The 23,388-nt window shown below is 59.0% G+C and carries 18 protein-coding genes; 9 read left to right on the plus strand and 9 right to left on the minus strand.

Annotated elements, in window-relative coordinates; all coding sequences use genetic code 11:
- Nucleotides 1-121: 121 nt before the first annotated feature.
- Nucleotides 122-712 carry a DUF3267 domain-containing protein gene (locus LHF31_RS02805; protein ID WP_303773478.1) on the plus strand — a complete coding sequence of 197 codons (591 nt, stop codon included), beginning with the start codon at nucleotides 122-124 and terminating at the stop codon, nucleotides 710-712.
- Nucleotides 713-759: 47 nt separating this feature from the next.
- Nucleotides 760-1,971 (plus strand): MFS transporter, encoded by a 1,212-nt coding sequence (locus LHF31_RS02810; protein WP_298009058.1) that lies wholly within the window; start codon nucleotides 760-762, stop codon nucleotides 1,969-1,971.
- On the opposite strand, the gene LHF31_RS02815 is transcribed toward LHF31_RS02810, so the two are convergent.
- On the minus strand, nucleotides 1,946-2,590 hold the full coding sequence (locus LHF31_RS02815; RefSeq protein WP_298009055.1) for a hypothetical protein: 645 nt from the start codon (nucleotides 2,588-2,590) through the stop codon (nucleotides 1,946-1,948). The two genes, LHF31_RS02810 and LHF31_RS02815, sit on opposite strands and share 26 nt — an antisense overlap.
- Nucleotides 2,591-2,930: 340 nt before the next feature.
- Between LHF31_RS02815 and LHF31_RS02820 the strand changes: the two genes are divergently transcribed.
- Together LHF31_RS02820 and LHF31_RS02825 are read left to right on the plus strand one after the other, a co-directional pair.
- Nucleotides 2,931-5,579: a PKD domain-containing protein gene (locus tag LHF31_RS02820; RefSeq protein WP_298009052.1), complete on the plus strand. Its 2,649-nt coding sequence runs from the start codon at nucleotides 2,931-2,933 to the stop codon at nucleotides 5,577-5,579.
- A gap of 151 nt (nucleotides 5,580-5,730) precedes the next feature.
- Nucleotides 5,731-6,729, plus strand: coding sequence for a metallophosphoesterase (locus LHF31_RS02825; RefSeq protein ID WP_298009049.1), 999 nt, complete (start codon nucleotides 5,731-5,733; stop codon nucleotides 6,727-6,729).
- Between the two features lie 56 nt (nucleotides 6,730-6,785).
- Here the strand turns inward: LHF31_RS02825 and LHF31_RS02830 are convergent, their stop codons facing one another.
- Complete coding sequence (locus tag LHF31_RS02830) at nucleotides 6,786-8,165, minus strand: thioredoxin family protein (protein WP_298009046.1); 1,380 nt, start codon at nucleotides 8,163-8,165, stop codon at nucleotides 6,786-6,788.
- Nucleotides 8,166-8,447: 282 nt separating this feature from the next.
- Here LHF31_RS02830 and LHF31_RS02835 point away from each other — a divergent pair, with 282 nt between their 5' ends.
- Complete coding sequence (locus LHF31_RS02835; protein WP_303773482.1) at nucleotides 8,448-11,858, plus strand: HD domain-containing phosphohydrolase; 3,411 nt, start codon at nucleotides 8,448-8,450, stop codon at nucleotides 11,856-11,858.
- A 79-nt stretch (nucleotides 11,859-11,937) separates the two neighbouring features.
- Here LHF31_RS02835 and LHF31_RS02840 read toward each other — a convergent pair whose 3' ends face one another.
- Genes LHF31_RS02840 through frr form a run of 6 tightly spaced genes read right to left on the minus strand, consistent with a single transcriptional unit; the run spans nucleotide 11,938 to nucleotide 16,543 of the window.
- Nucleotides 11,938-13,713: a M3 family oligoendopeptidase gene (locus LHF31_RS02840; protein WP_303773484.1), complete on the minus strand. Its 1,776-nt coding sequence runs from the start codon at nucleotides 13,711-13,713 to the stop codon at nucleotides 11,938-11,940.
- A 52-nt stretch (nucleotides 13,714-13,765) separates the two neighbouring features.
- Entirely contained in the window at nucleotides 13,766-14,107 is a 342-nt protein-coding gene (locus LHF31_RS02845) for a hypothetical protein (protein WP_298007986.1), read from the minus strand.
- A 16-nt stretch (nucleotides 14,108-14,123) separates the two neighbouring features.
- On the minus strand, nucleotides 14,124-14,402 hold the full coding sequence (locus LHF31_RS02850; RefSeq protein ID WP_298007984.1) for a ubiquitin-like small modifier protein 1: 279 nt from the start codon (nucleotides 14,400-14,402) through the stop codon (nucleotides 14,124-14,126).
- Nucleotides 14,403-14,405: 3 nt separating this feature from the next.
- Nucleotides 14,406-15,230, minus strand: a complete 825-nt coding sequence (locus LHF31_RS02855) for a phosphatidate cytidylyltransferase (RefSeq protein WP_298007982.1) — start codon at nucleotides 15,228-15,230, stop codon at nucleotides 14,406-14,408.
- Entirely contained in the window at nucleotides 15,220-15,969 is a 750-nt protein-coding gene (locus tag LHF31_RS02860) for an isoprenyl transferase (protein WP_298007980.1), read from the minus strand. The genes LHF31_RS02855 and LHF31_RS02860 overlap by 11 nt, the downstream gene beginning before the upstream one ends.
- Nucleotides 15,970-15,985: 16 nt before the next feature.
- On the minus strand, nucleotides 15,986-16,543 hold the full coding sequence (gene frr / locus LHF31_RS02865; protein ID WP_298007988.1) for a ribosome recycling factor: 558 nt from the start codon (nucleotides 16,541-16,543) through the stop codon (nucleotides 15,986-15,988).
- A 286-nt stretch (nucleotides 16,544-16,829) separates the two neighbouring features.
- On the opposite strand from frr, the gene LHF31_RS02870 reads away from it, so the two are divergent.
- The 4 genes from LHF31_RS02870 (at nucleotide 16,830) to LHF31_RS02885 (ending at nucleotide 21,734) form a co-directional block, all read left to right on the plus strand.
- On the plus strand, nucleotides 16,830-17,246 hold the full coding sequence (locus LHF31_RS02870) for a helix-turn-helix transcriptional regulator (protein ID WP_298008391.1): 417 nt from the start codon (nucleotides 16,830-16,832) through the stop codon (nucleotides 17,244-17,246).
- Nucleotides 17,247-17,385: 139 nt separating this feature from the next.
- Nucleotides 17,386-19,830, plus strand: coding sequence for a DNA gyrase subunit A (gene gyrA / locus LHF31_RS02875; protein ID WP_298008388.1), 2,445 nt, complete (start codon nucleotides 17,386-17,388; stop codon nucleotides 19,828-19,830).
- 93 nt (nucleotides 19,831-19,923) lie between these two features.
- Nucleotides 19,924-20,412: an adenosine-specific kinase gene (locus LHF31_RS02880; RefSeq protein WP_298008384.1), complete on the plus strand. Its 489-nt coding sequence runs from the start codon at nucleotides 19,924-19,926 to the stop codon at nucleotides 20,410-20,412.
- A 98-nt stretch (nucleotides 20,413-20,510) separates the two neighbouring features.
- On the plus strand, nucleotides 20,511-21,734 hold the full coding sequence (locus LHF31_RS02885; protein ID WP_298008381.1) for a hypothetical protein: 1,224 nt from the start codon (nucleotides 20,511-20,513) through the stop codon (nucleotides 21,732-21,734).
- Between the two features lie 90 nt (nucleotides 21,735-21,824).
- Here the strand turns inward: LHF31_RS02885 and der are convergent, their stop codons facing one another.
- Nucleotides 21,825-23,192 (minus strand): ribosome biogenesis GTPase Der, encoded by a 1,368-nt coding sequence (gene der, locus LHF31_RS02890; protein WP_298008378.1) that lies wholly within the window; start codon nucleotides 23,190-23,192, stop codon nucleotides 21,825-21,827.
- Nucleotides 23,193-23,388: the final 196 nt, after the last annotated feature.

Below are 23,388 nucleotides of genomic sequence, written 5' to 3' on the forward strand. Positions count from 1 at the left end.
GTAGCGGATGTCCGTGCCCCTGCGGGGTGCGTCTGAAGGGCGTGCCCAAGGGGGTTTCTTCCATAAAAATCATCCTCCTCGCGGCGGATGCTTTTTTCCACCTCCCGTTAAAATCAATCGTATGAAAATGCCTGTTGCCCTTCCCGCTTCCCAACTGCCGCCGAACTACCGTGAAGTGGAGTACTGGCGCATCACCGCCAGCCGAAAGCGCGTGGTTCTGGCAAATCTGCTGGCAATTGCGCTTCTGCCCGTGTTTATCGGGCTGTCTCTGTGGGCAATGCACATTGCCGGAGTTTCGCTGGATGGTTTGATCCTCACCGTTCCGCTGATATTGCTGGCTGGTCTGGCGGTGATTTTCATCCATGAAGGGGTGCACGCACTGGGGGTGCTGGTGTTTGGGGTCAAACCCCGCTTCGGCATTCTCTGGAAAGCCTTAGCGTTCTACACCACCATGCCCGGATGGGTGTTCAAACGGTGGGCGTACTGGGTCATTTTACTTGCCCCACTGGTGGTGTTGAGCGGGGTGCTCCCCCTGATGGCATCCTTCCTGCCAGGCGAATTCTGGCGTTCGCTGATCGCCCTCATGATGGTTCTGAACGGGGCGGGTTCGGCGGGCGATCTTATCCTTGCCGTCCTCCTGCTCCGCTATCCCCCCTGCGCCTACGTGGCAGACGAAAAGGACGGCATGCGCATTTTCCTGCCCGCCGATTGAGCCTTTCCCCTGCGGGCTTGTGGTACAATCGCCGCGGAGACTGACGCATGCTTTCCCGCCTGCAATCCCACCCCTATCCCCGTCAGTTCTGGCTGATGTTTGCTGGCATGTTGATCAGCACCACCGGAGCCAGCATGATCTGGCCCTTCCTGATGATCTACGCCAGCGAGACGCTCTCCCTCCCTCTCAGCACGGTGACCATCCTGATGACCCTCAGTTCCCTGATGGGGCTGGTGTCGTCCTTTATTGCCGGTCCCATTGTGGACCGCCTGGGACGCAAGTGGGCAATGGCGATCAGCCTGCTGGTCAACGGGGGCGGGTATTTGCTGTTGAGCCGCGCAGATACCCTGCCGGCTTTTGCGCTGGCGATGGCGGTCAACGGCACTTTCAACCCCATCTACCGCGTGGGCGCCGATGCCATGCTGGCAGACCTGATTCCCCCGCAGTGGCGCACCGATGCCTATGCCCTGATGCGCATGAGCAACAACGTGGGGGTGGCGCTGGGACCTGCCATTGGCGGGTTCATTGCCTCGCGGTCTTACGTCATCGCCTTTTACTGCGCCGCGGCTGGGCTGGCAGCCTATGGTCTGCTGGTGCTGCTCTTTGCCCGCGAAACGCTTCCTCCGGACGCTTCTTCGTCGCCCGCCGAGCCGCTGGGCGGTTACGTACAGGTGCTTTCCGATCGTCTGTACCGCGCCTTTCTGGTTGCTTTCACCCTGAATCAGATGGTGGCGGCGCTCATCTGGGTGCTGCTTTCGGCGCACGTCAAGCGCGCCTATGGCATTCCCGAGAGTATGTACGGCTGGCTACCCACCACCAACGCGCTGATGGTGGTGTTCTTCCAGTACGGGGTTTCCAGAATCACCCAGCGCTTTGAGCCGCGGCGGATGATGGCGCTGGGGGCACTGCTGTATGCGCTGGCAGCGCTGGGAATTGCCTTTTCCTCCACCTACCCGGCGTTCTGGGTTTGCATGGTGGTGATGACCCTGGGGGAACTTATCCTCGTGCCGACTTCCAGCACTTTTGCCGCCAATCTGGCGCCTGCCCACATGCGCGGACGCTACATGTCCCTCTACGGGCTGACGTGGGGCGTCTCGGCGGGCATCAGCCCGCTGGTGGGCGGCAACCTGTACGAAACCCTGGGCGCGCGCGCCATGTGGCTCACCGGCACGCTGGTGGGGCTGGGGTCTTCGGCGTTGTTTTTGCGCATGGGAAAACGGGCGGAGGGACAGGTTACGGAAACAGCCGCCGGGCTTTGACTTCGGCGACGGCGTCGGGGCGGTAGCGGTACAGGCGGGCGGGTCTGCCCTCGCCGGTACGGCACTCTGCGGTGGCTTCAATGATGCCCGCCTGCAGGATGCGCCGCCGGAAATTGCGTTTGTCCAGTTTTTCTCCCAGAATCATCTCGTAAATGCGCTGGAGTTCCGAAAGGGTGAAGCGTTCGGGCAGTAGTTGAAAGCCCACTGCCGAGTACTCCAGTTTGTAGCGCAAGCGGCGCATGGCGTAGGCGATGATCTCCGCATGGTCGCCGGTGAGCGGAGGGAGCGCTTCCACTGCCCACCAGCGGGCGGACGGGTGAGGGGACCCATACAGGCGACTGGCGGGGAGCAGGGCAAAATAGACCACCGAGATCAGGCGCGGATTTGCCCGGGCAGGCTCGCCGTAAGTGTACAACTGTTCCAGATAAGTTTCACGGATGCCGGTCAACTGACTGAGCAGGCAGGTGGCGGTCTCTTCCAGCGAGCGGGTCAGCGGCACGGGCGCGCCGGGCAACTCAAAGCATTCGCCAGCGGCGCACAGCAGGACGTGCAGCCGTTCCTCCAGCAAACAAAACGCCACCACGCGCACATCCAGGCTGGGAATGAGGGACGCCTCCATGAGAAAGATTATAAATCAACCCTTCGTTTCGGGCAGGCGCACAGCCTTATGCCTTTGTAAAAAGGGGGATACTCCAGTGGTCAAAAATAATATAATAAGATAAAGAAATCTAAATAATCTGCATTTGAGGTCGGAGAAGCCCATCATTGTATCTTTTATGGCAAAGCGCATTCTCAGGGAGGGAACCCCGCGGTTGACCTCGTCCTTTTGAGTGAAATTTTCGTGCTGATCGAGAAGCCCTCTCTCTCCTGTGGAGGCGCGCCATGACATCCGGGAAATATCCCGAACTCAGGCAGAGAACAACAGACAGGCATTCTGGAACATTCAACGGGAGGGAAAGATGAAGCGGTTTCTTCTGATCCTTCTTCTGGTCGTGTTTTTGCTGGGGGGGTGCGATTCGATCGGTGTGGATATCGGCGTGAACATGGAAGCCGAAATTGAGACGACCAGCGAATTAGGTCCGGACACCCTGGCGCGCATTGATGCCGTCAACCGTACCCTGGCAACCGGCATGGAAATCGGACCTGAAACCCGGCAGGTCATCCGCGAACTCAATGAGACCATCCGGCAGGGGGTCAAAGCCGGTTTTGACGAAGCCACCCTCAAACGGGTGGATACCCTTCTGCGGGTGGTGGAAGACGGGGTAAAGATCGGGCTGGATGAAGACACCCTCAACACCCTTAACGGCATGGTGGATACCATTGACCGCATGCCCGGCAACTGGGAGACTGCCGCCACGGACATCATCCGCACGCTGGAGCGCTCCGGCGGCACGCTGGCGGGCAGAATGGCGGATGAGGTGAAAGGAGTGATGCACGAAGCCCGGCTCAACATGCAGCAGATGACTGCCTTTGCCGGCACTGAATTCCGCTGTAACGTGGATTTTCTCGGCTCGAAAGCCGGGGCTACCCTGCAGGAATTCATCGGGCACAGCATTGTGGGCAGGCTCAGGCGCATCCTTGCGGGCGGCACTGCTCAAGAGCCTGTCCCCACCCCGTGGGTGTGTCAGGTGATTCCCGAACGGGTGGATCTGGTGCGGGTGGGCGATCGGATGATTTTTGAGATGGGCATTCTCACCCTTACCGGCTACAACTACACCGATGCCAATTCGCCGCGGGCATACATTGTGGACGAAGCCGGCAATCCGCTCCCCAATCTGATGCTGTATCCTTACCGCACCAGCCCGTATCAGATTCAACTTAACCTGCAGGGGCTGGACTTCAGCGCCATCCCGCCGCGCTCGCGGATTGTCTTTCAGTGGCCCAATGTGCCCGAAACCAGCGGGGTAGCCATCCTCTTCCCCACCGAAGGCGCGCCGATTGCCCGCTTTACCTTCTCCCCTGCGGGCGGCAATGCGCCGCTGATCGTGCAGTTCACTGATACTTCAGAGGGCGCCCCTTCCCAGTGGCAGTGGGATTTTGGCGATGGCTCTACTTCCAACGAGCGCAACCCCACCCATACCTTCCTGGAGTCGCGTTCGTACACGGTGCAGTTGACCGTTTCCAATGCGCTGGGGTCTTCCTCGGTCTCACAGGTGCTGTCTGTGGGCGAGCAACTGGTGGCGGATTTCTCGTACTCCACGCGGGAGGGGGTGGCTCCCATGATTGTGGCGTTCACCGATCGTTCGTCGGGTGCGCCGACTGCCTGGGAGTGGGATTTCGGCGATGGTGAGCGCTCCAGCGAGCAGAATCCCTCCCACGTGTACATGACCCCTAACCCCGAAGGGTACACCGTTACCCTGCGGGTGAGCAGAGACGGACAGACTGCCACCAAAACCAGCCCCGACCGCATTCACGTGTATGAGCGCCTGCAGGCTGATTTCACCGCCGACCCTACCATGGGGCAGGCGCCGTTGACGGTTACCTTCCGCGATGCCTCTACCGGCAGTAACCTTGTTTCCTGGCAGTGGGACTTTGGCGATGGTACCACCTCAAATCAGCGCCATCCCACCCATACCTACAGTGCCAGCAATCTCTACGACGTAACCCTCACTGTAACCAACGCCATGGGCGAAACCAGCACCAAAACCCGCCGGGGGTATGTCAACGCCTATCAAATCGTCCGCTTGCCTCGCCCCGGCTTCATCTTACCGCCGCTGTTTTCCATCTTACAGGACATCGAAGCCTATACCCTCAACGTTACCCTTGCCGATGGGACAACAAAGGATCTTCAGGTGCCCACGGAGAAGTATGATTGCGGAGTGATGGGTATGGAGTTGCGGAATGGCGATATATATGAAGGCGGTACAGGCAACATCCTCAAAGCCTATCTGTTCCGTCGGTACAGTGCGGCGCTGGGCAAAGAGGGCTGGTGGCTGGAGGTTGATTTTCTTACCCATGAGTCTAGCCCGGAATGGAGCGTGGATATCCTGTGCCTCAACAACAGGAGCGGTAATGGAGGCGCATATCTTTACCGCGACAATTTCCGGGGGCTGGAGGGCGGCAAGAAGCACAATACCGGCATTTTGACCAGTGAGTATTCCTTCTGCGGCATTGTGGGACAACGGGCATTGATGGGAGATATTGATGAAAACGGTACGCACGAAGTGATCTGGCAGGCGCGCATGGATGGCAGCGGTCCCGAGTGGCAGATTGTGGTGGATTTCATCACCCAATCCAGTAAACCGGAAGAACGCTGGGATGTGGAAGTACTGTGCCTGAAGAAGGGCGCCTTCCTTGCCACCGATAAGCCTGTCTTCATGACGGCGACCTACGAACATTTCTCGCCGCCGGCTTTTCCCACCTCGATATCAACCAGCGATTACCACTGCGGTGTGGTGGGGATTGCCTTCCAGTACGGCGATGTGGATGAGAACGATACCCATCCCATTGTATTCACTGCGAGGGCGAGCCAGGGGATTGGTTCTACCATTTTCCCCAAGTGGGTGGTGAATGCCAATTTCCTCACTCATGGGGAAGATGAATACATCACCGCTGATGTGTTGTGTGTGAACCGCGCATACATCAAAGGCGGGACGCCGCCGCCTTAAACCATGGTGGAACTCTGTGCAGGAACAGGTGCATCTTTAAGATTACACCCCGCGAAAGCGGGGTGTAATCTTTCCCTGCCGATTCCAGGGGGCAGGGGAGAATCGTGGGGGCATTTCCGCCCTTCTGCTCCTTTCGGCTATAATACCCTCCATGCACAGACGATGGATCTTCCGGGTCATGCTCCTGCTCTTTCTGGCGGGTTGTGTGCCGATTCCCCTGCCAGCCGGAACCGCGCCGGTTTCTGCCTCTCCCACCCCTTCTGTAACCCCCAGCCTCACCGTTTCTCCCACCCTCACGGCAACCGCCATACCCTCCCCGACGGGTACTCCCACCCTGACTCCCACGCCCGAGCCGGTGGTGCTGGCGGGTGCAGGCGATATCTCCATCTGCGGGCAGGACGGCGATGACCGGACGGCGCAACTGCTGGCAAGTCTACCCGGTGAAGTTTTCACTGCAGGCGATAATTCCAACGAGCAGGGTAAGCCCGTCCAGTACCGCCAGTGCTTCGACGGGTCCTGGGGCAGGCTGATGCCCCGCCTGCATCCTGCCCCGGGCAACCACGATTACGGCACAGATGAGGGTTTTCCCTATTTTGCTTACTTTGGAGACCGCGCCGGTCCGCCGGGCAGAGGCTATTACAGTTACGAACTGGGCGCCTGGCACATTCTGGCGCTCAACAGCAACTGTGAGTACGCGGGCGGGTGCGGTGTGGATTCACCGCAGGAGCGCTGGCTGAGGGAGGATTTACTCTCCCACCCCAGCCGCTGTACGCTGGCGTACTGGCATCACCCGCGCTGGTCTTCCGGCTTACACGGGAGCGATGCCCGCACCGATGCCTTCTGGCGCGCGCTGTACGATTTTGGCGCCGAGGTGATCATCAGCGGGCATGATCATCACTACGAGCGCTTTGCGCCGCAAACTCCCGACGGCGAGCGCGATGACCGCCGGGGTATCCGTCAGTTTATCGCCGGAACCGGTGGGGCAGGTTTGCGGGGCTACGGCGAGATCCTGCCGCTCAGCGAGGTGCGCTATAACGACACGTTTGGCGTGCTGGTGTTCACCCTGTACCCCGACCGTTACGAGTGGCAGTTCCTCTCGGTGGAAGATGCCCGGGTGATCGATTCCGGCGCGGATGTGTGCCACCCCTGAAAAAAAGAAACTCCCGCAGGGGATGCCTGCGGGAGCAAAAAGACGCATATACACAGTTAGTGCCGTCTGGTGCGGGCACGGCGTGCGGCGGCGCGTTTGCGTCCTTCGGCTTCCGTGCCAATCCAGATGCCGTAGTGCGGCAGGATGACGCGGTGCACCAGCAAAATCAGCCCGGCGACAGCAAAGGCAATCAGGAAGACGATGACCGCTCCGCCGAGGTCGTTCATCAGCGCGGGGTTGATCAGCATGACTCCCGCCAGCGCCAGCATCAGCGTGCCGCCGATGAGTTTGAGGATGCGCCCTTCTTTTTCTTCCAGACGGCTGGCTTTGAGGGTGAACACCGCCGCAAAGAAGATGCCCAGTTCATCCACCTGGTAAACAATCATGTACACCAGCAGGAGCAGGACGAAAGTCAGCGCGCCCACTTTCTGAGCGGTGAGCAGGTTCGTCCACAGCACCGGGAAGCCCGCTGTGCAGGAGAACTCCACCAGCGAGACGCCTGCCGCCAGCACCACGGTGCCGCCCACCATCGCCCAGAAGTTGTCGCCTGCATCCAGCACGCGGCGGATGCCGCGGGCAATGCCGGGCTTTTTCTCATCGGCAATGGTGAAGGAAATGCCCTCTTTGTACCAGAAGTAGTCCTTGATGTTCACCGCACCGAAGAAAATTGCCACCAGCGCCACGATCACCTGAACCCATCCCACAAAGGAGATGATGTTGAGGACGGTGAACAGTCCGGCGATGAAAAGGGCATAAATTCCGGCGGTCACGGTCAGGAACACCAGACCGATGATGATGATCTTCTTGCGTGAGCCGGTGCGCAGGGTGAGCGCCAGGAGCATGGTCAGCACCCACACCGAGCAGGGGTTAAAGCCATCTACGAAAGAAATGAGCAGGGTGCTGACCAGCAGGGACTGCGATTTTAAATCTACCTGCCCGATGAGGGGGAGATTGATAACTGAGGTGGGATTGTTCGGGTCAATAACCGGGCGGGGGGCAGGCTTTTCAGTGGAGGGGTTTTCCACCGGCGTTAAAATCCCTGCGGCGGCGTCTTTACAGCCGGTTTGCAGGCACGATTTGACGGCTTCTTCCACCTCTGCGCCGATTTGTTCGTTGTAGCCCACCCAGTAACGGTCGCCAATAAAGGTGGTGGGCACGCCCGCTCCCTGAATCTGGTATGCGTCAATCATTTTCTGGAATTTTTTCAGGTTTTCGTCATTGTGCCAGACTTCGAAACGGCGCACTTCCAGATCGGGGTAGCGCTTTTCCAGTTCATCCAGGAAAGGCTTCATCTTTGCGCAGTGTGGACAGCCATCGCCCCAGAAGAAGTACAGAATGACCTTTTGCCCCTGGGCTTGAACCGGTTGTGAGAACAACAGCACCGCGCCCAGCAGGAACAGTAATATCAGCGGCAACCAGCGACGGATCTTGTGCATAGAATCCTTTTCCTCCGATAAGTTGAATTAAACCATAAAACTTCCAGCCTGATGGGAAAAGATTAAAAACCTTTTAGAATCGCTGGAAGGCGGCTTCCCCACGGGCGCCGGGTTGTCCTGCCTGACAGCGACGCTTTCGGAAAAAAGCAGACTCAGGATTGTTATGAAATTGTAAAGAATCTCTTCTGCAGAAAGCGTTTTCATCTGGTATAAACAACATTGGAGTGATCGGGTTCATCGGGAGCGACCCCAGAGAATGAATCTCTAGAAAGGAGCGAAAAAGTGGACCAGCCTACCTGGCACGGTTTACTTTTCAACGCGGCATTGCTTCTGGGGATGAGCGTCCTGTATGACCTGTTCCTGCTTCAGGGTCGGGGGTTCTCGCGCCTGCGGCAGGTGGTTTCTGGCGTTATCCTTGGGGTGATTGGCATTGCCATTATCACCACCGCTTTTCCCCTGATTGAAGGAGTGATCTTCGATACCCGCTCGGTTCTGTTGAGCGTGAGCGGGTTGTTTTTTGGTTTTCTGCCCACCCTGCTGGCGGCGGTGATCACTGCCGCGTACCGCCTCTATCTGGGTGGGGGTGGCGCGCTGACGGGGGTGATTGTCATCTTCACTTCCGCGTTGATTGGCTTGCTTTGGCGTTACCTGCGCCGGCGCGCGCTGGAGCAAATCGCCTGGTGGGAACTGTACCTGTTTGGCTGGGTGGTGCACCTCAATATGCTGGTGTGGATGTATTCCCTGCCGGGCGGGCTGGCGCGTCCGGTTCTGGCGGAAATCACCCTGCCGGTGCTGGCGATTTACCCCATCGCCACCCTGCTGGTGGGTAAAATTCTTTCCTTAAATTTTCAACGCCAGCATGCCAGCCGGGAGCGTGAACGCCTGCTGGCGGTGCTGGAAAGCAGCCTCAACGAGATTTACCTCTTTCACCCCGAAACCCTGCGCTTTGAGTATGTCAACGCCGCGGCGTTGCGCAATCTGGGATATTCCCTTGAACAACTGCGCACCATGACGCCTTTGGACATTAAACCCGAATTTTCCCTGGCAACCTTTCGCGAGAAAATTCGCCCCCTGCTCAACGGGGAAGTTCCCAATCTGGTGTTTGAAACCCGCCACCGCCGCGCCGATGGTTCCACTTACCCGGTGGAAGTGCATTTGCAACTGGTGCAGGTGGGCAGTGAGCGGGTCTTTCTGGCAGTGATTCAGGACATCACCGAGCGTTTGCGCAGCGCCATGCGCTACCGTGCCCTGTTCGAGCATGCCTATGACGCGGTGCTGATCATTGAGGGCGAGCACATCATCGAGTGTAACCCGCGGGCGGTAGAATTGTTTGGCAACCGCCGGGAAGACCTGCTGGGCAAAACGCCTTTCGATATTTCCCCGCCTCTACAGCCGGACGGCGTACCATCTGATGTCAAAGGTCGGGAATTGCTCCATCTGGCGCTGATGGGCGAAGCGCAGTTGTTTGAATGGGTGCATCTGCGTCCAGACGGCACGTCTTTCTACGCGGAGGTCAGTTTGAGCGCGCTGAATCTGGAAGGGCAGACCTTCATGCAGGCAATTGTGCGTGACATCAGCATACGCAAGCGCATGGAAAAATCGGAGCGCGAAGCGCGATTGCTGGCAGAAACCCTGCGCGAGACGGCGCTTTCGCTCACCAGCACCCTGGAACTGGATGAACTGCTGGATCGACTCCTGGAAAATCTGGAAAGGGTGGTGCCTGCCAGCGCCTGCAACGTGATGCTGGTGGAGGACGGCATGGTGCGGGTGGTGCGCGCCCGCGGTTACCGCGAGCGTGGGTACATGCCCACCGAGGGAATTACCTTTCCCCTGAACAGTACCCGGAATCTGCTCAACATCGCCGAAACGGGCAGGGCTTTGATCATTCCCCGCCTGGAAGAGTATTCTGACTGGGTACGGATTCCCGGCACCGAGTGGATGCAGTCGTATGCAGGCGCGCCCATTCTCGTCAAAGGCGAGTTGGTCGGCTTTCTCAACCTGGATGGCGATCGTCCCGATCAGTTCAGCGAGGAGGATGGTGAGCGGTTGCAGTTGTTTGCCGATCAGGTGGCGGTTGCTTTTGCCAACGCACAGTTGTACCGGCAGACTCAACGCCTTCTGCACCGCCTGGAAGCCATCAATCACATCTCCAACGTCCTGCGCCCGGCGCAGACGCTGGATGACCTGCTGAATCGGCTGTTGACCGAAACCCTGCATCTGCTGGAAACGCAGGACGGCGCCATCTGGATGTATGACAGTTCCCGGGATGAACTGCGTATTGCCATTGCTGCCGGATGGCAGACCCGCCTGCGTCCCTTTGCGCTCAAGCCGGGTGAGAGCATTGCCGGAAATGTGTATCTGCGGCGCGAGGTGTATTTGACCCATGACCTTAAGGAAGATCCGCTGAATGCGCTGATGATTCGACGTGTGGTGCCCGAGCGCACCGGCGGGGTCTTTGTGCCGGTGCAGTCGGGGGTGCAGACGCTGGGAGTGTTTGCCATCACCCTGCCTGCCGGAAAACCGGTACAGCCTGACGATGTCAGTCTGCTTGCCGCGCTGGGCGAAATGGGCGGCTCGGCAATCCAGCGCATGCGTCTGCATGATGAGATGCGCATGCACATTCAGCGGTTGGAAATGCTGCACCGCGTGGACACCGAAGTACTCAAGAACGCCAATCTGAACGACACCCTGCGCATGGCGCTGGAGTTGATTCACGAGACCCTGCAGGTGGATGTGGCGGTCATCCGTCTGTACAATCCCGATACGCAATTGCTTGAACTGGCGGCTTCGTTCGGTATGGGCATGGTGGAACCTGCCATTCCGCCGGGGGAGTATCTGGCGGGAAAAGCCGCGCTGGAGCGGCACACAGCGCGCTTCTGGCGCGGGGACCCGAACATCTCCCCTGAATGGGAGGAACTGGTGCGCCGCGAAGGGCTGGAAATGGCTTTTGCCCTGCCTCTGATTGCTCACGGTGAACTGGTGGGCACGCTGGGCGTTGCCATGCGCAGTTTGTTCCATCCCAACCGCGAATGGGAGGATTTTCTGGATACGGTTGCCGGTCAACTGGCGCTGGCAATTCAGAGTCACCGCCTGGTGGAACAATTGCGCCGCTCCAATCAGGAACTTCTGCTGGCGTACGATACCACCATTGAGGGCTGGTCGCGCGCCATGGATCTGCGGGACCGGGAGACCGAAGGGCACACTCAGCGCGTCACACAACTGACCCTGAAACTGGCACAGCGCATGGGCATCACCGGTCAGGCGCTCACCCATCTGCGCCGCGGCGCGCTTCTGCACGATATCGGTAAGATGGGTGTTCCCGATGCCATTCTGCACAAGCCCGGTCCCCTGACCGATGAGGAATGGCAGGTGATGCGCCAGCACCCGGTGTATGCCATTGACATGCTTTCTTCCATTGAGTATCTCAAACCGGCACTGGACATTCCCGGCTTCCACCACGAAAAATGGGACGGAAGCGGCTATCCCTACGGTTTGAAGGGGGAAGCCATTCCGCTGGGGGCGCGCATCTTTGCCGTCGTGGATGTCTATGACGCTCTGACCTCCGACCGCCCTTACCGCAAAGCATGGACGCGCGAGAAAGCCCTGGAGTACATCTGCGAACAGGCGGGGAAGCACTTCGATCCCCGGGTGGTGGAGGCTTTCCTGAAGATGATGGAAGAAGAAGGCTCGTAGAGAGACTCTTCCGGAAAACACAACCGCCCTCCCGTAAGCGGTGCAAAGCGGGAGGGCGGTTTCGTTAAGCGTTATGACCTTACGGCAGAGGAATCTGCTCCAGTTGATTGACCAGTTCCGCAATGACGTCAAACCCGCCCTGCCAGAACGCCGCCTGGCGCATATCCACGCCGGCGTTCTGCAGGATGCGCTCCGGCGATTGCGAACCGCCCGCCGCCAGAATCTGCTTCAGGCGCGGCTTGAAGGATTCGCCTTCCTGTTTGAACTGGCGGTACAGCGAAAGCACCAGTAACTGCCCGAAGGCATAGGCGTACACGTAGAAGGGCGTGCCGTAAATGTGCGGGATGGACACCCACTCCCAGCGGAACTCATCGCTCACCTCGACGGAGTCGCCAAACTGGTCTTTCAGGTTGCGCAGGTAGGCTTCCGCCATCTCGTCGGGCGAGGCGTTCTGGCGCACCATCTCATGGGCTTCCTTCTCGAACAGGGCAAAGAAGGCTTGCCGTTGAATGGTGGCGTAGGAGTCGTCCACCTGACGGAAGAGCAGGTCGCGGCGCACGGCTTCATCGCTTTCTTCCGCAAGCAGACGGTCCACCAGCATCATTTCGCCAAAGGTGGAGGCGGTCTCTGCCAGCGGCAGGGATGCGTGGAAGGTGAAGATGGAATGATCCTGCGCCATCATGCTGTGGATGGCGTGACCCAGTTCGTGCGCCATGGTGGCAACGTCATCGGCGCGTCCCTGGTAGTTGAGCAGAACCCATGGCGTCAACCGCGGGTTCACCGACCAGCAGAAGGCGCCACTGCGTTTGCCCCTGCGGATCTCACTGTCCAGATGCTGGTGATCGAACACCCGTTGAGCCAGTTTGGCAAACTGCGGGTCGAACTGGCGGAAAGAATCCAGCACCAGCCACGCCGCCTGATCAAAGGGGTAGGTCTTGTCGGCGCGCGCTACTGGCGCGTAGATGTCATAGCGGCGCAGTTTCTCCATGCCCAGCCAGCGCGCCTTCAGGCGGAAGTAGCGCTGGAACACCGCAGTGTTCTGGCGGCACACTTCCAGCAGGGTGTCCACCACCTCATCGGGAATGTCGTTGGCAAGGTTGCGCACGGCGATGGGGCTTTTGTAGCCGCGCAGAGTAATGTTCTCGTTGTACCAGTCGCGCACCAGATTTTGATACATCTGAGCGAGGAAAGCGCCATCGTTGCCGTAAACACGGTACAGTTCCTGATAGGCGCGCGCCCGCAGGTCGGGATCGGCGCCGCGCACGTACACCATCAGTTCGCCGCGGGTCAGTTCCTTTACCTCGCCGTCCACTTCCAGTTTGAAGGTGTAGCGGTTGGTGTAGGTCTCGTACAGGCGTTCGATGGCGCTGGCGCCGGTGACGTTCTTCAGGTTGATGATTTTTTCTTCGGCCTCGCTGAGCGTGTAGGGCTTGAGATGACGCATCTCTTCCAGCCAGTAGGTGTAATCTCCGGCGGATTGCATCAGGCGGGCGGCGTTCTGGTCGTCCAGCCCCTTCCACCACAGGGTGAAGAAGAGGGTGCGGTTTTGCAGTTCTGCCAGGAACTGCTCAGCCCGTCCCACCAGCGTAAGCGCGTTCTGATCCTGCGTGTTGGCGCTGAAGGACAGACCGGCGTAGCCGTACAGCCGGTATGCCTCTTCGGTAATGCGTTCCAGTTTGCCAATCAGGTCGAGGAACGTCTCTGCGGAAATGTCCGGGGTGAGCACAGGGCGCAGGGCTTCAAATTCCTGCGTCTGGGTTTCCAGTTTCTGGAAGAGGGCTTCGATTTCTTCTGGCGTGCCCTGCGAAAGGTCGCTCAGGCGCCAGGCAGATTGGGTATAGGGCAGGGTTGTCATGATTCACCTCGATGAAAATGGGAATTACCGGGATGACGATGGAACGTGGGCATCAGAATGCCGGGCGCTGGCGCGGGGCTTTACGGGCATGGAAGCGGTTGCCCTCGATGGGATCCAGGATGAAGGTGGGCGGGTTGCCGCGCGCCCATGGAGCCAGCCCGTTTTTTCTTAGCCAGCGTCCCACTGCCGGGCTGACCAGCGGAGCACTTTCCTCGCTCCAGAATTTCTCGCCGGGCAGGGGGATTTCCACTGCGCCTTCTTCGCCCTCCAGTTCCACCCAGATGCTCGTCCAGTCCTTCTGGAAGAAGGCATCGCGGTCTGCCGTTTGGACGCGGAAGCCGTACCCCGCGCCGTTGCGGCTGTGAGCGCCGTTATTCCAGCCAGTGACTACCATTGTGACCTCCTTTTTGTCAGCCTCCGGCAACCGGAGGGAATATGTCCAGCACATCGCTGGGTTGCAGGGGGGTATCCAGCCCCTGCGGAAGGGTGGACACATCCTGCCCGTTGACCAGTACATGGACGTGGGCATGCAGTTCGCCTGCCTCGTTCATCCAGTGCGGGCGCAGAACAGGCACCTGCGATACCGCCGTTTCCAGCGCCTGCCTGACGGTGCTGTGTTCGGGCAGGTGGATGAAAATTTGTCTGGTTCCCGCCAGCAGGCGGAAGGTGGCATACAGGTTGATGATCATGGCTTAAAAGAACCACACAATCATGTAATATCCCAGGGGTGCCGCCCACAGCCACGAGTCAATGCGGTCAAACACGCCGCCATGACCGGGGAGCAGGTGGCTGGAGTCCTTGACGCCAAAGCCGCGTTTGATCAGGCTCTCGCCCAGATCGCCCAGCGGACTGAGGATGGCAATCACTGCACCGAGCAGTGCGCCGTGTCCGGCGGTGAGGTAGGGTACGCGCAACGCCCACAGCGCCGCCAGTCCAGCCGTCAGCGCAATACTGCTGACCACCCCGCCCAGATAGCCTTCCCACGTCTTGGAGGGGCTGATGTGCGGCGCCATCCTGTGTTTACCCATTCGACTGCCCACAAAATATGCCCCGGCATCGGCAAACCAGATGGCAGGGAAGACCAGCAGAAACCACCAGACGCCATCGGGCAACTGACGCAGAGAGACGATGTACCCGCCCAGTCCGCCCAGATACACCAGCCCGCCAAGGGTGATGTTCAGGTCCAGCACGGCGGTTTCGTGGTGGCTGCGGTAGGTGAACACCTGCCATCCCATGGTGAGGAAGATGAGCGCAGTCAGCGCAGGCAGGGCAAAGGCATCGCCGCCCAGGTAACGAATCAGAGGGAGCGCCGCGCATCCGCTCACCAGAATCCAGGTGGTGGGATGGTAGCCGCCTTTCTGGAAGAGGTGTGCGTATTCCAGCGCCGCCAGTCCCAGCACCAGCGCGGCAAACAATGCAAATGCCGCCCCGCCCACCCAGATCAGGCTGACACCCACAGGAATGAGCAGAATGGCAACCAGTGTGCGTTGAGACAGTGGACTCAGGCTAGCAGGCACAGTCGGATGTATCGTCCTGAGCGGTCAGTTTTCCAAAACGGCGCTCGCGGCGGGAATAATCCACCAGCGCTTTGAAGTACTCCTCACGGTCGAAGTCGGGCCAGAGGACAGGGGTGATGTACCATTCGGAATAGGCGCTTTGCCAGATGAGGAAGTTGCTCACGCGCATCTCCCCCGAGGTGCGGATGATGAGGTCGGGGTCGGGCAGGTCGGCGGTGAACAGGTAGCGGCTGACCAGTTCAGGGGTCACTTCTTCGGGTTTGACCCCGTCACGCATCATGGCGCGGATGGCACAGACGATTTCGTCTCTGCCCCCGTAGTTGAACGCCACGCTCAGAATCAGGCGGTCGTTGTTGCGGGTGCGCTCCACCGCCCGCAGGACCTTCTCCTGAAGCATGTCGGGCAGGCGTTCAAGGTGACCCAGATGGCGCAACTGCACCCCCTGCTGGTCAAGTTCGTCCAGTTCGCGTTCAATCACCTCTTCGAGGATGTGTAGAAGCCCCTCTACCTCTTCCTGAGGGCGTCCCCAGTTTTCTGTGGAGAAGGCGTAGATGGTCAGATACTTGACGCCAAACTCCACGCTGGCGCGGATGATGCGGCGCAGATTTTCAGTACCCGCGCGGTGACCTGCCAGTCGGGGCAATCCGCGTTTTTGCGCCCAGCGACCGTTGCCGTCCATGATGATGGCAACGTGCACGGGGACTTTGGTCAGGGTGGTGGATGGGGTAGATGCGTCCATAGGGTCTGGCGGAGGTTTAAACCTCCATGATCTCTTTCTCTTTTTTCTGTCCAATCGTGTCAATTTCCTGAATGAAGCGGTCGGTCAACTTTTGCAGTTCTTCCTCACCCTTCTTCAGGTCATCTTCGGAGATGAGTTTTTCCTTCTCGAAGTCGCGCAGGTCTTTGACCATATCGCGGCGCACATTGCGCACGGCAATACGGCTCTCCTCGAGGCGGGCATGCACCACTTTGACCAGTTCACGGCGGCGTTCCTCGGTGAGCGGGGGGATGTTCAGGCGGATGACCTTGCCGTCGTTGTTGGGGGTCAGCCCCAGATCCGAAGCCATGATGGCTTTTTCGATGATGCGCAAAGTGGAAGCGTCAAACGGGCGGATCATCAGGACGCGCGGTTCAGGGGCGCTGATGCTGGCTAACTGCATCAGCGGGGTGGGCACGCCGTAGTACTCCACCTGCAGACGTTCTACCAGCGCAGGGCTGGCGCGTCCGGTGCGGATGCCGGCAAGGTTCTCTTCCAGCGCCTGAATGGCGCCTTTCATGCGGGTTTCTGCTTCTTTGAGGGTCTCTTTAATCACAGGTGCCTCCTTGACTCTCGGGGGAATCTGTTTCCTTATTGTGCCTTCCTTAAGCATACCCTAAATTTGCGATTTTTGCTATCCCACTTCGCTCCCGTGCTCCTGCCATGGCTGAGCGTTGCCTGGACGGTGGAAAAAGGCAGTCTGGCTGGGATACCGGAGTGAGCGGAGAAATGGTTTTTAACGCTTGCAGGTTGCGGTTTAGCTCTTTGACTTTAAGAAAAATGCCATGTTCTCTTTCCCGTTGACGTTCCAGCCCATCGTCGTTAAACTAAGGGAGGAAAAGATGATGGAAACGAAAAAGATCAGGCAAGAAAGCATTTTTGAGGCGCAGGCGGGACTGTTCAAACTGCTTTCGCACCCCGCGCGTCTGAAAATCCTTGCCCTGTTGAGAGAGGGTGAGGAATGTGTCTGCCACATGGAAGCCATGCTGGGCTACCGCCAGGCGTATCTCTCTCAGCAACTGGCGCTTTTGCGTGAATCCGGCGTGCTGGAGATGCGCCGAGAGGGCTGGAATGTGTATTATCGCGTGGCGCGCCCGGAGATTTACCGCATCCTCGATGCCGCTTACACCGTGGGAGGTTCGCTGGATGAATTGCGCCTCTGGGAAGAAAAGAAGAAATCCTGTGAATGCCCCAAGTGTTGCCGCGCCCGCGGAGAAACTCCCGCGGGAGAGGATACCCCGCTGGCGCTGACGGAGTAAGTTCTGGCAGGGTTCTTACGCCGCTCTCGGGAGAGAGCGGCTTTTCCTTTAAACTTCTGAATTCCTGCGTGGCGGGCGGCGCTGCCTGCCCCGGCATGGTATAATCAAACGGTTTGGAGAACGTTTAGAGGATTGGCTTATGACTGCTGGCACCATTCAATCGGTGGATATTGATGAACAAATGCGCACCGCTTACCTCGATTACGCCATGAGCGTGATCGTGGCGCGGGCTTTACCCGATGCCCGTGACGGGCTGAAGCCCGTACACCGGCGTATCCTGTACGCCATGGAGGATATGGGCATCCGCTCCAACTCGGCGTATAAGAAATCTGCCAGAATCGTCGGTGAAGTGCTGGGTAAATATCACCCGCACGGCGATATGGCGGTGTACGATGCCATGGCACGGATGGCGCAGGATTTCAGCATGCGCTACCCCCTGGTTGACGGGCAGGGCAACTTTGGCTCGATTGACGGCGATGCCCCCGCGGCGATGCGTTATACCGAAGCCCGCCTGAACCCCATGGCGGAAGAACTGCTTGCCGATATTGACAAAGACACGGTAGATTTCGTGGATAACTTCGACGGCACACTCAAAGAGCCGGTCGTCTTGCCTGCCCGTTTGCCCAACCTGTTGTTGAATGGCTCCTCGGGTATTGCCGTGGGAATGGCAACCAGTATCCCCCCGCACAACCTGCGGGAGGTGGCTCAGGCGGTGGATTATCTCATCGAAAACTACGACCAGATTGACGAGGTCACCGCAGAAGACCTGATGCGCATCATTCCCGGTCCCGATTTTCCCACCGGCGGCATCATCGTGGGACGGGAGGGCATTCTGCACGGCTACAGCACCGGTCGCAGCCGCCTGACCGTGCGCGGCGTTGCCCGCATCGAAGAACAAAAAGGCGGGCGTTACAACATCATCATCACCGAGATTCCTTATCAGGTCAACAAAGCCAGTTTGATTGAACGCATCGCCGAACTGGTGCGCGAGGGCAAACTGGATGAAATTGCCGACCTGCGCGACGAGTCCGACCGCCACGGCATGAGCATTGTCATCGAACTCCGCCGCGGCGCACAACCCCGTCAGGTGCTCAATCAACTGTACAAGTACACCCCCCTGCAGTCCACCTTCAGCGTGAACATGCTGGCGTTGGTGGAGAACGAGCCGCGCCTTCTGCCCCTCAAACGCGCCCTGCAGGTGTTCATCCATCACCGTCAGGAAGTCATTACCCGCCGGACGCGTTTTGAACTGGACAAAGCCCGCGCCCGTGCGCACATTCTGGAGGGCTTGCTCATTGCGCTGGCAAATCTGGATGCGGTGATCACCACCATCCGCCAGTCGCCTGATGCCGAAACTGCCCGCCAGCGCCTCATTGAGCGCTTCAAACTGACCGAGGTACAGGCGCAAGCCATTCTGGATATGCAGTTGCGCCGCCTTGCCGCCCTGGAGCGTCAGAAAATCGAGGACGAGTATCGGGACATTCAGGAGCGCATTGCCTATCTGGAAGACCTGCTGGCAAATCCGCGCAAGATTCTCGCCCTCATTCAGACAGATATGAAAGAACTGGCGGAGAAGTACGGCGATAACCGCCGCACGCGCATTGCCGCCGAAGCCCGAGAGGACTTCAGCGAGGAAGATCTGGTTGCCGACGAAGCCGTGCTGATTACCCTGACCGCGCGCGGCTACATCAAGCGGGTCAACGCCAGCGCCTACCGCACCCAGAATCGCGGCGGCAAGGGCGTTATCGGGCAGGAAGTCAAAGAGGAAGACGAAATCACCACCATTCTGGCGGCGCGCACCCTCGATACCCTGCTGTTCTTTACCGATCGCGGCAAGGTGTACGCGCAGAAAGCCCATCAAATTCCCGAAGCAAACCGCACCGATAAGGGCATCCCTGCCATCAATGTGCTGGCGCTGGAAGCAGGCGAGCGCATCACCGCGGCGGTGGCGGTGCGCAGTTTTGCCGATGCGCGTTACTGCCTGATGGCGACACTCAACGGCAGGGTCAAGCGGGTGGATTTGCGCGAATTTGAGAGCGTGCGCCCTTCGGGGTTGATTGCCATCTCGCTGGAGAATGGCGATCAACTGGGCTGGGTGCGCCTGACTGATGGTTCCAGCCATGTTCTGCTGGTCACCGAGCAGGGGTACCTGGTGCGTTTTGCCGAGACCGAAGTACGCCCCATGGGACGGCAGGCAGCGGGCGTCACGGGCATTTCCCTGCGCGAGGGCGACCGCGTGGCTTCGATGGACATCGTCGAGGAAGGCGGCGGGCTGTTGCTGATCACCTCCAGAGGCTGGGGCAAGCGCGTGCGCCTGGACGAGTTTATGCTCAAAGGGCGCGCCATCGGCGGCGTGATGACCCTGGATCACAAATCTTTGCACAAAACAGGAAAACTGGCAGTGGCGCGGGTGGTGCAGGAAAACGACGAAGTGGCGCTGTTCAGCGCCTCGGGGGTTGCCCTGCGGGTCAAGGTCAGTTCCATCCCCTTCAAAGGGCGGACGGCGCAGGGCGTCAGCGTCATGCATCTGGACGAGGGCGACAGTGTGGCATCCCTCGCCCGCCTTCCACGGGAAGAATCGTAGGGCGGCGCTTAAATGCACGCAGGCGGGTGAAGGGAAAAGATTCCTTTCGCCCGCTTTTTTTGTACAATAAGAGAAAACCTCAAGGAGTGAACCATGGACCTCTCAATTGTTTCGATTGAAAAACCCGAAGCCGTGAATTTTATTTTAGGGCAGTCGCATTTCATTAAAACCGTTGAAGACCTGCACGAAGCGCTGGTCTCGGCGGTGCCGGGCATTCGATTCGGGCTGGCATTCTGCGAAGCCTCAGGCAAGCGCCTGATTCGCTGGAGCGGTACAGACGAAGCCATGATCGAACTGGCGAAGAAGAACGCCATGGCAATCGGCGCCGGGCACAGTTTCATTATCTTTCTGGGGGAAGGGTTTTACCCCATCAATGTGTTGAAAACCGTGCAGGCGGTTCCCGAAGTCTGCCGCATCTTCTGTGCCACTGCCAACCCCACGCAGGTCATTGTGGTGGAGAACGGCGAAGGACGCGGCATCCTCGGCGTGATTGACGGCGCCAGTCCCAAAGGCATCGAAGGGGAGGAAGATATTCAGTGGCGTAAGGACTTCCTGCGCAAAATTGGCTACAAACTGGGTTGATAAGTGGTTGTAAACTGCCTGTCCTGGCGGGTGAGAAGTTTGTCTCACCCGCTTTTTTCATCCCCTCATACAATCAGGATGAAAAAGGGCAGATTAAGATGAAAAAATTACGCATTCTCATCAGTTTCCTGGCGTTGCTTGCCCTGCTTGCTTTCCCTGCCGCGGGCAGGGTACAGGCGCAGGCACTCCAGCCGCATACCCCCGACCTGCCCCCGCAAACCCCGCAGGAAGTTTCCCCGGGCGAACCGGCTCTCCAGACTGCCGTGCTGACCGCGCTGAACCTGCCGCCGCTCAAAGCCGTGCTCATCGTCGGTCCCATTGACGGCGATAGCGGCACCTGGACGCGGCAGGAAATTGCCAACATGGAACTCGCCGCGCAGGAACTGGAGAAGCACGGCGTCACCGTGTACCGGTTCTACACCCCCAGTAACAACTGGGAGCAGATCAAAAGCGCCGCCAGCGGTGCGCATTTCCTGTTCTACCGCGGGCACGGCATTTACTGGTCAGACATGCCCTATCCAACCGTGGGCGGGTTTGCTCTGAAAGACCGCTTTTACTCCAGCGCCGACATTCAGCGCGACCTCAAACTGGCGAAGAACGCCATTGTCATGATGTATGCCTGCTTCAGCGCAGGCTCTGCCAGCAACGACACCATCCCGGTGACGCAGGCAGAAGCGCGGCGGCGGGTGGGTGAGTACTCTCAGCCGTTCTTTGCCCTCGGCGCGGGCGGGTACTTTGCGAACTGGTTTGGCGATGCCTTCCAGCAGTATGTGCGCTTCCTCTTTGAAGGCAAAACCCTCGGACAGGCTTACCAGTCCTTTTATGATTACGAAGCCAGCAAGACGGTGCAGACCACCCATCCGACTTTCCCGTCCATTCCCATGTGGCTGGGCTACGATGAATGGTACAACCCCAAACCGCAGTGGAATAACGCCTTTGTGGGCGACCCCGCTCAGACGCTGGAATCGCTCTTTGCTCCTGCCATGCAGGTTTCCAGCCCCACGGTGGCGGCAATGCTGGAGCCGGTCAGCGCCCCGCAGACCTTCAGCGTACAGATCACTGCCAGTAACGGCGTTTCCTTCAACTGGAGCGCCGCCGCAGTAGGAAGCAAGCCCGCCTGGTTAAACTTCACCGCAAGCGGGTCGAGCAGTCAGCCCATGCAGATCACCCTTCAGCCCACTGGCGCTGCCGGGACGTATGATGCGCAGATTCAGGTGAATCCTGTGGGCATGAGCCTGTTGAATGCGCCGCAAATCATCACCGTGCGGCTCATTCAGACGGTTCAGATCAACCGGGTGATGATCCCCCTCATCCTGCGTTAATCGGCGTTCGAGTCCGGGCAGCCCAATAACAATCATGCGCCCCTCTGCGGGATTTGCCGGAGGGGCGCTGGATGGTCAGGGGGAAAGCGATTAATGGCGGGGTTTGAGCACAAACCGGATGGGTGTACCGGTGAAGGGGTACTCTTTGCGGAAGACGTTCTCCAGAAAACGCAGATATGAAAAATGCGCCAGTTTGGGATCGTTGCAGAAGAGCAGGAAAGTGGGCGGATCGGAGCGCACCTGTGTGCCGTAGTAAATATGGAGCGAGCGCCCGCCGCGCGAGACCGGGGCATGGCGTTCCTGCGCTTCCTGAATCAGGCGGTTGATGACGCCGGTGTTGAGGCGCGCCAGGCGTTCTTCCTGCACCCGCAGTGCCATGGGAAGCACCTGATCCACGCGCTGACCGGTTTTGGCAGAGATGAACAGAATGGGGACGTAGTCCATGAAATTCAATTCCTGACGCAGGCGGGCAGTGTACTCCGCCATGGTGCGGTTGTCCTTCTCCACAGCGTCCCACTTGTTGACCAGCACCACGGTGCTTTTCCACGCTTCAAGGATGAACCCCGCGATGTGGGTATCCTGTGCGGTGATGCCGGTGGTGGCGTCAATCATCAGCAGGGCGACGTCACAGCGCTCAATGGCGCGCAGGGAGCGCAGAACGCTGTACTTTTCCACGCCCGGCTCGATTTTGCCGCGGCGGCGGATGCCTGCCGTATCAATCAGGGTGATGGGAACGCCGTTGTACTCGATGCGCGTGTCCAGCGCGTCGCGGGTGGTGCCGGGAATGGGGCTGACGATGGCGCGTTCCTCGCCCACCAGACGGTTGAGCAGGCTGGATTTTCCGGCGTTGGGTTTGCCCACAATGGCAATCTTGACCGAGTCATCCTCGCCTTCTTCTTCCGCTTTGGGTAAACTGGCGATGAGCGCATCCAGCAGGTCACCGGTTCCGGTGCCGTGCAGGGCAGAGATGGGGTAAGGCTCGCCCATGCCGAGTTCGTAAAATTCGCTGGCAACCGCGCGCAGGTTGGCGCTGTCGGCTTTGTTGACCACCAGGAACACCGGCGGGTGGGGCTTGCCGTCCACGATTTGCTGTTTGCGCCGCAGAATTTGCGCCACCTCGCGGTCGGCGGGTGTCAAACCGCTGATGGCATCCACCAGAAAGAGGACAGCGTCAGCGTCCTGAATGGCAAGTTCCGCCTGACTGCGAATTTCCTTAATAAATTCCGCTGAACCAATGGAAAGCGGTTCGCGTCCGGCACGGGCGGCGCTGGGGTCAATCCCGCCGGTATCCACAATATCGAACTCCACCCCGCTCCATTCCGCCGTCGCAAACAGACGGTCGCGGGTGGTGCCGGGTGTGTCGTCCACGATTGCCAGAGGCTCGCCAGCCAGCCGGTTGAACAGGGTGCTCTTCCCGACGTTGGGTCTTCCTACCAGTGCCACAATTGATCTTGCCATGGCTGTATTTATAACATGCTAAAAGGTTCCGGACAAGGCATTTGGAAATCTGCCGTGATTCCTCTTCCCAAATCCTTCAGGCGCTGATAGGATAAGATCATTCGGGGGAGTGTGGCAAATGAGACAATCCTCAAGAATGAAACGGGTGGTGGTGGAAAAAAACGCAGGATGGAGCAGCGCTGGCATTTGCCTGGCT

Origin of the sequence: Anaerolinea thermophila, assembly GCF_020723905.1 — a bacterium.
Lineage (GTDB): Bacteria > Chloroflexota > Anaerolineae > Anaerolineales > Anaerolineaceae > Anaerolinea > Anaerolinea thermophila_A.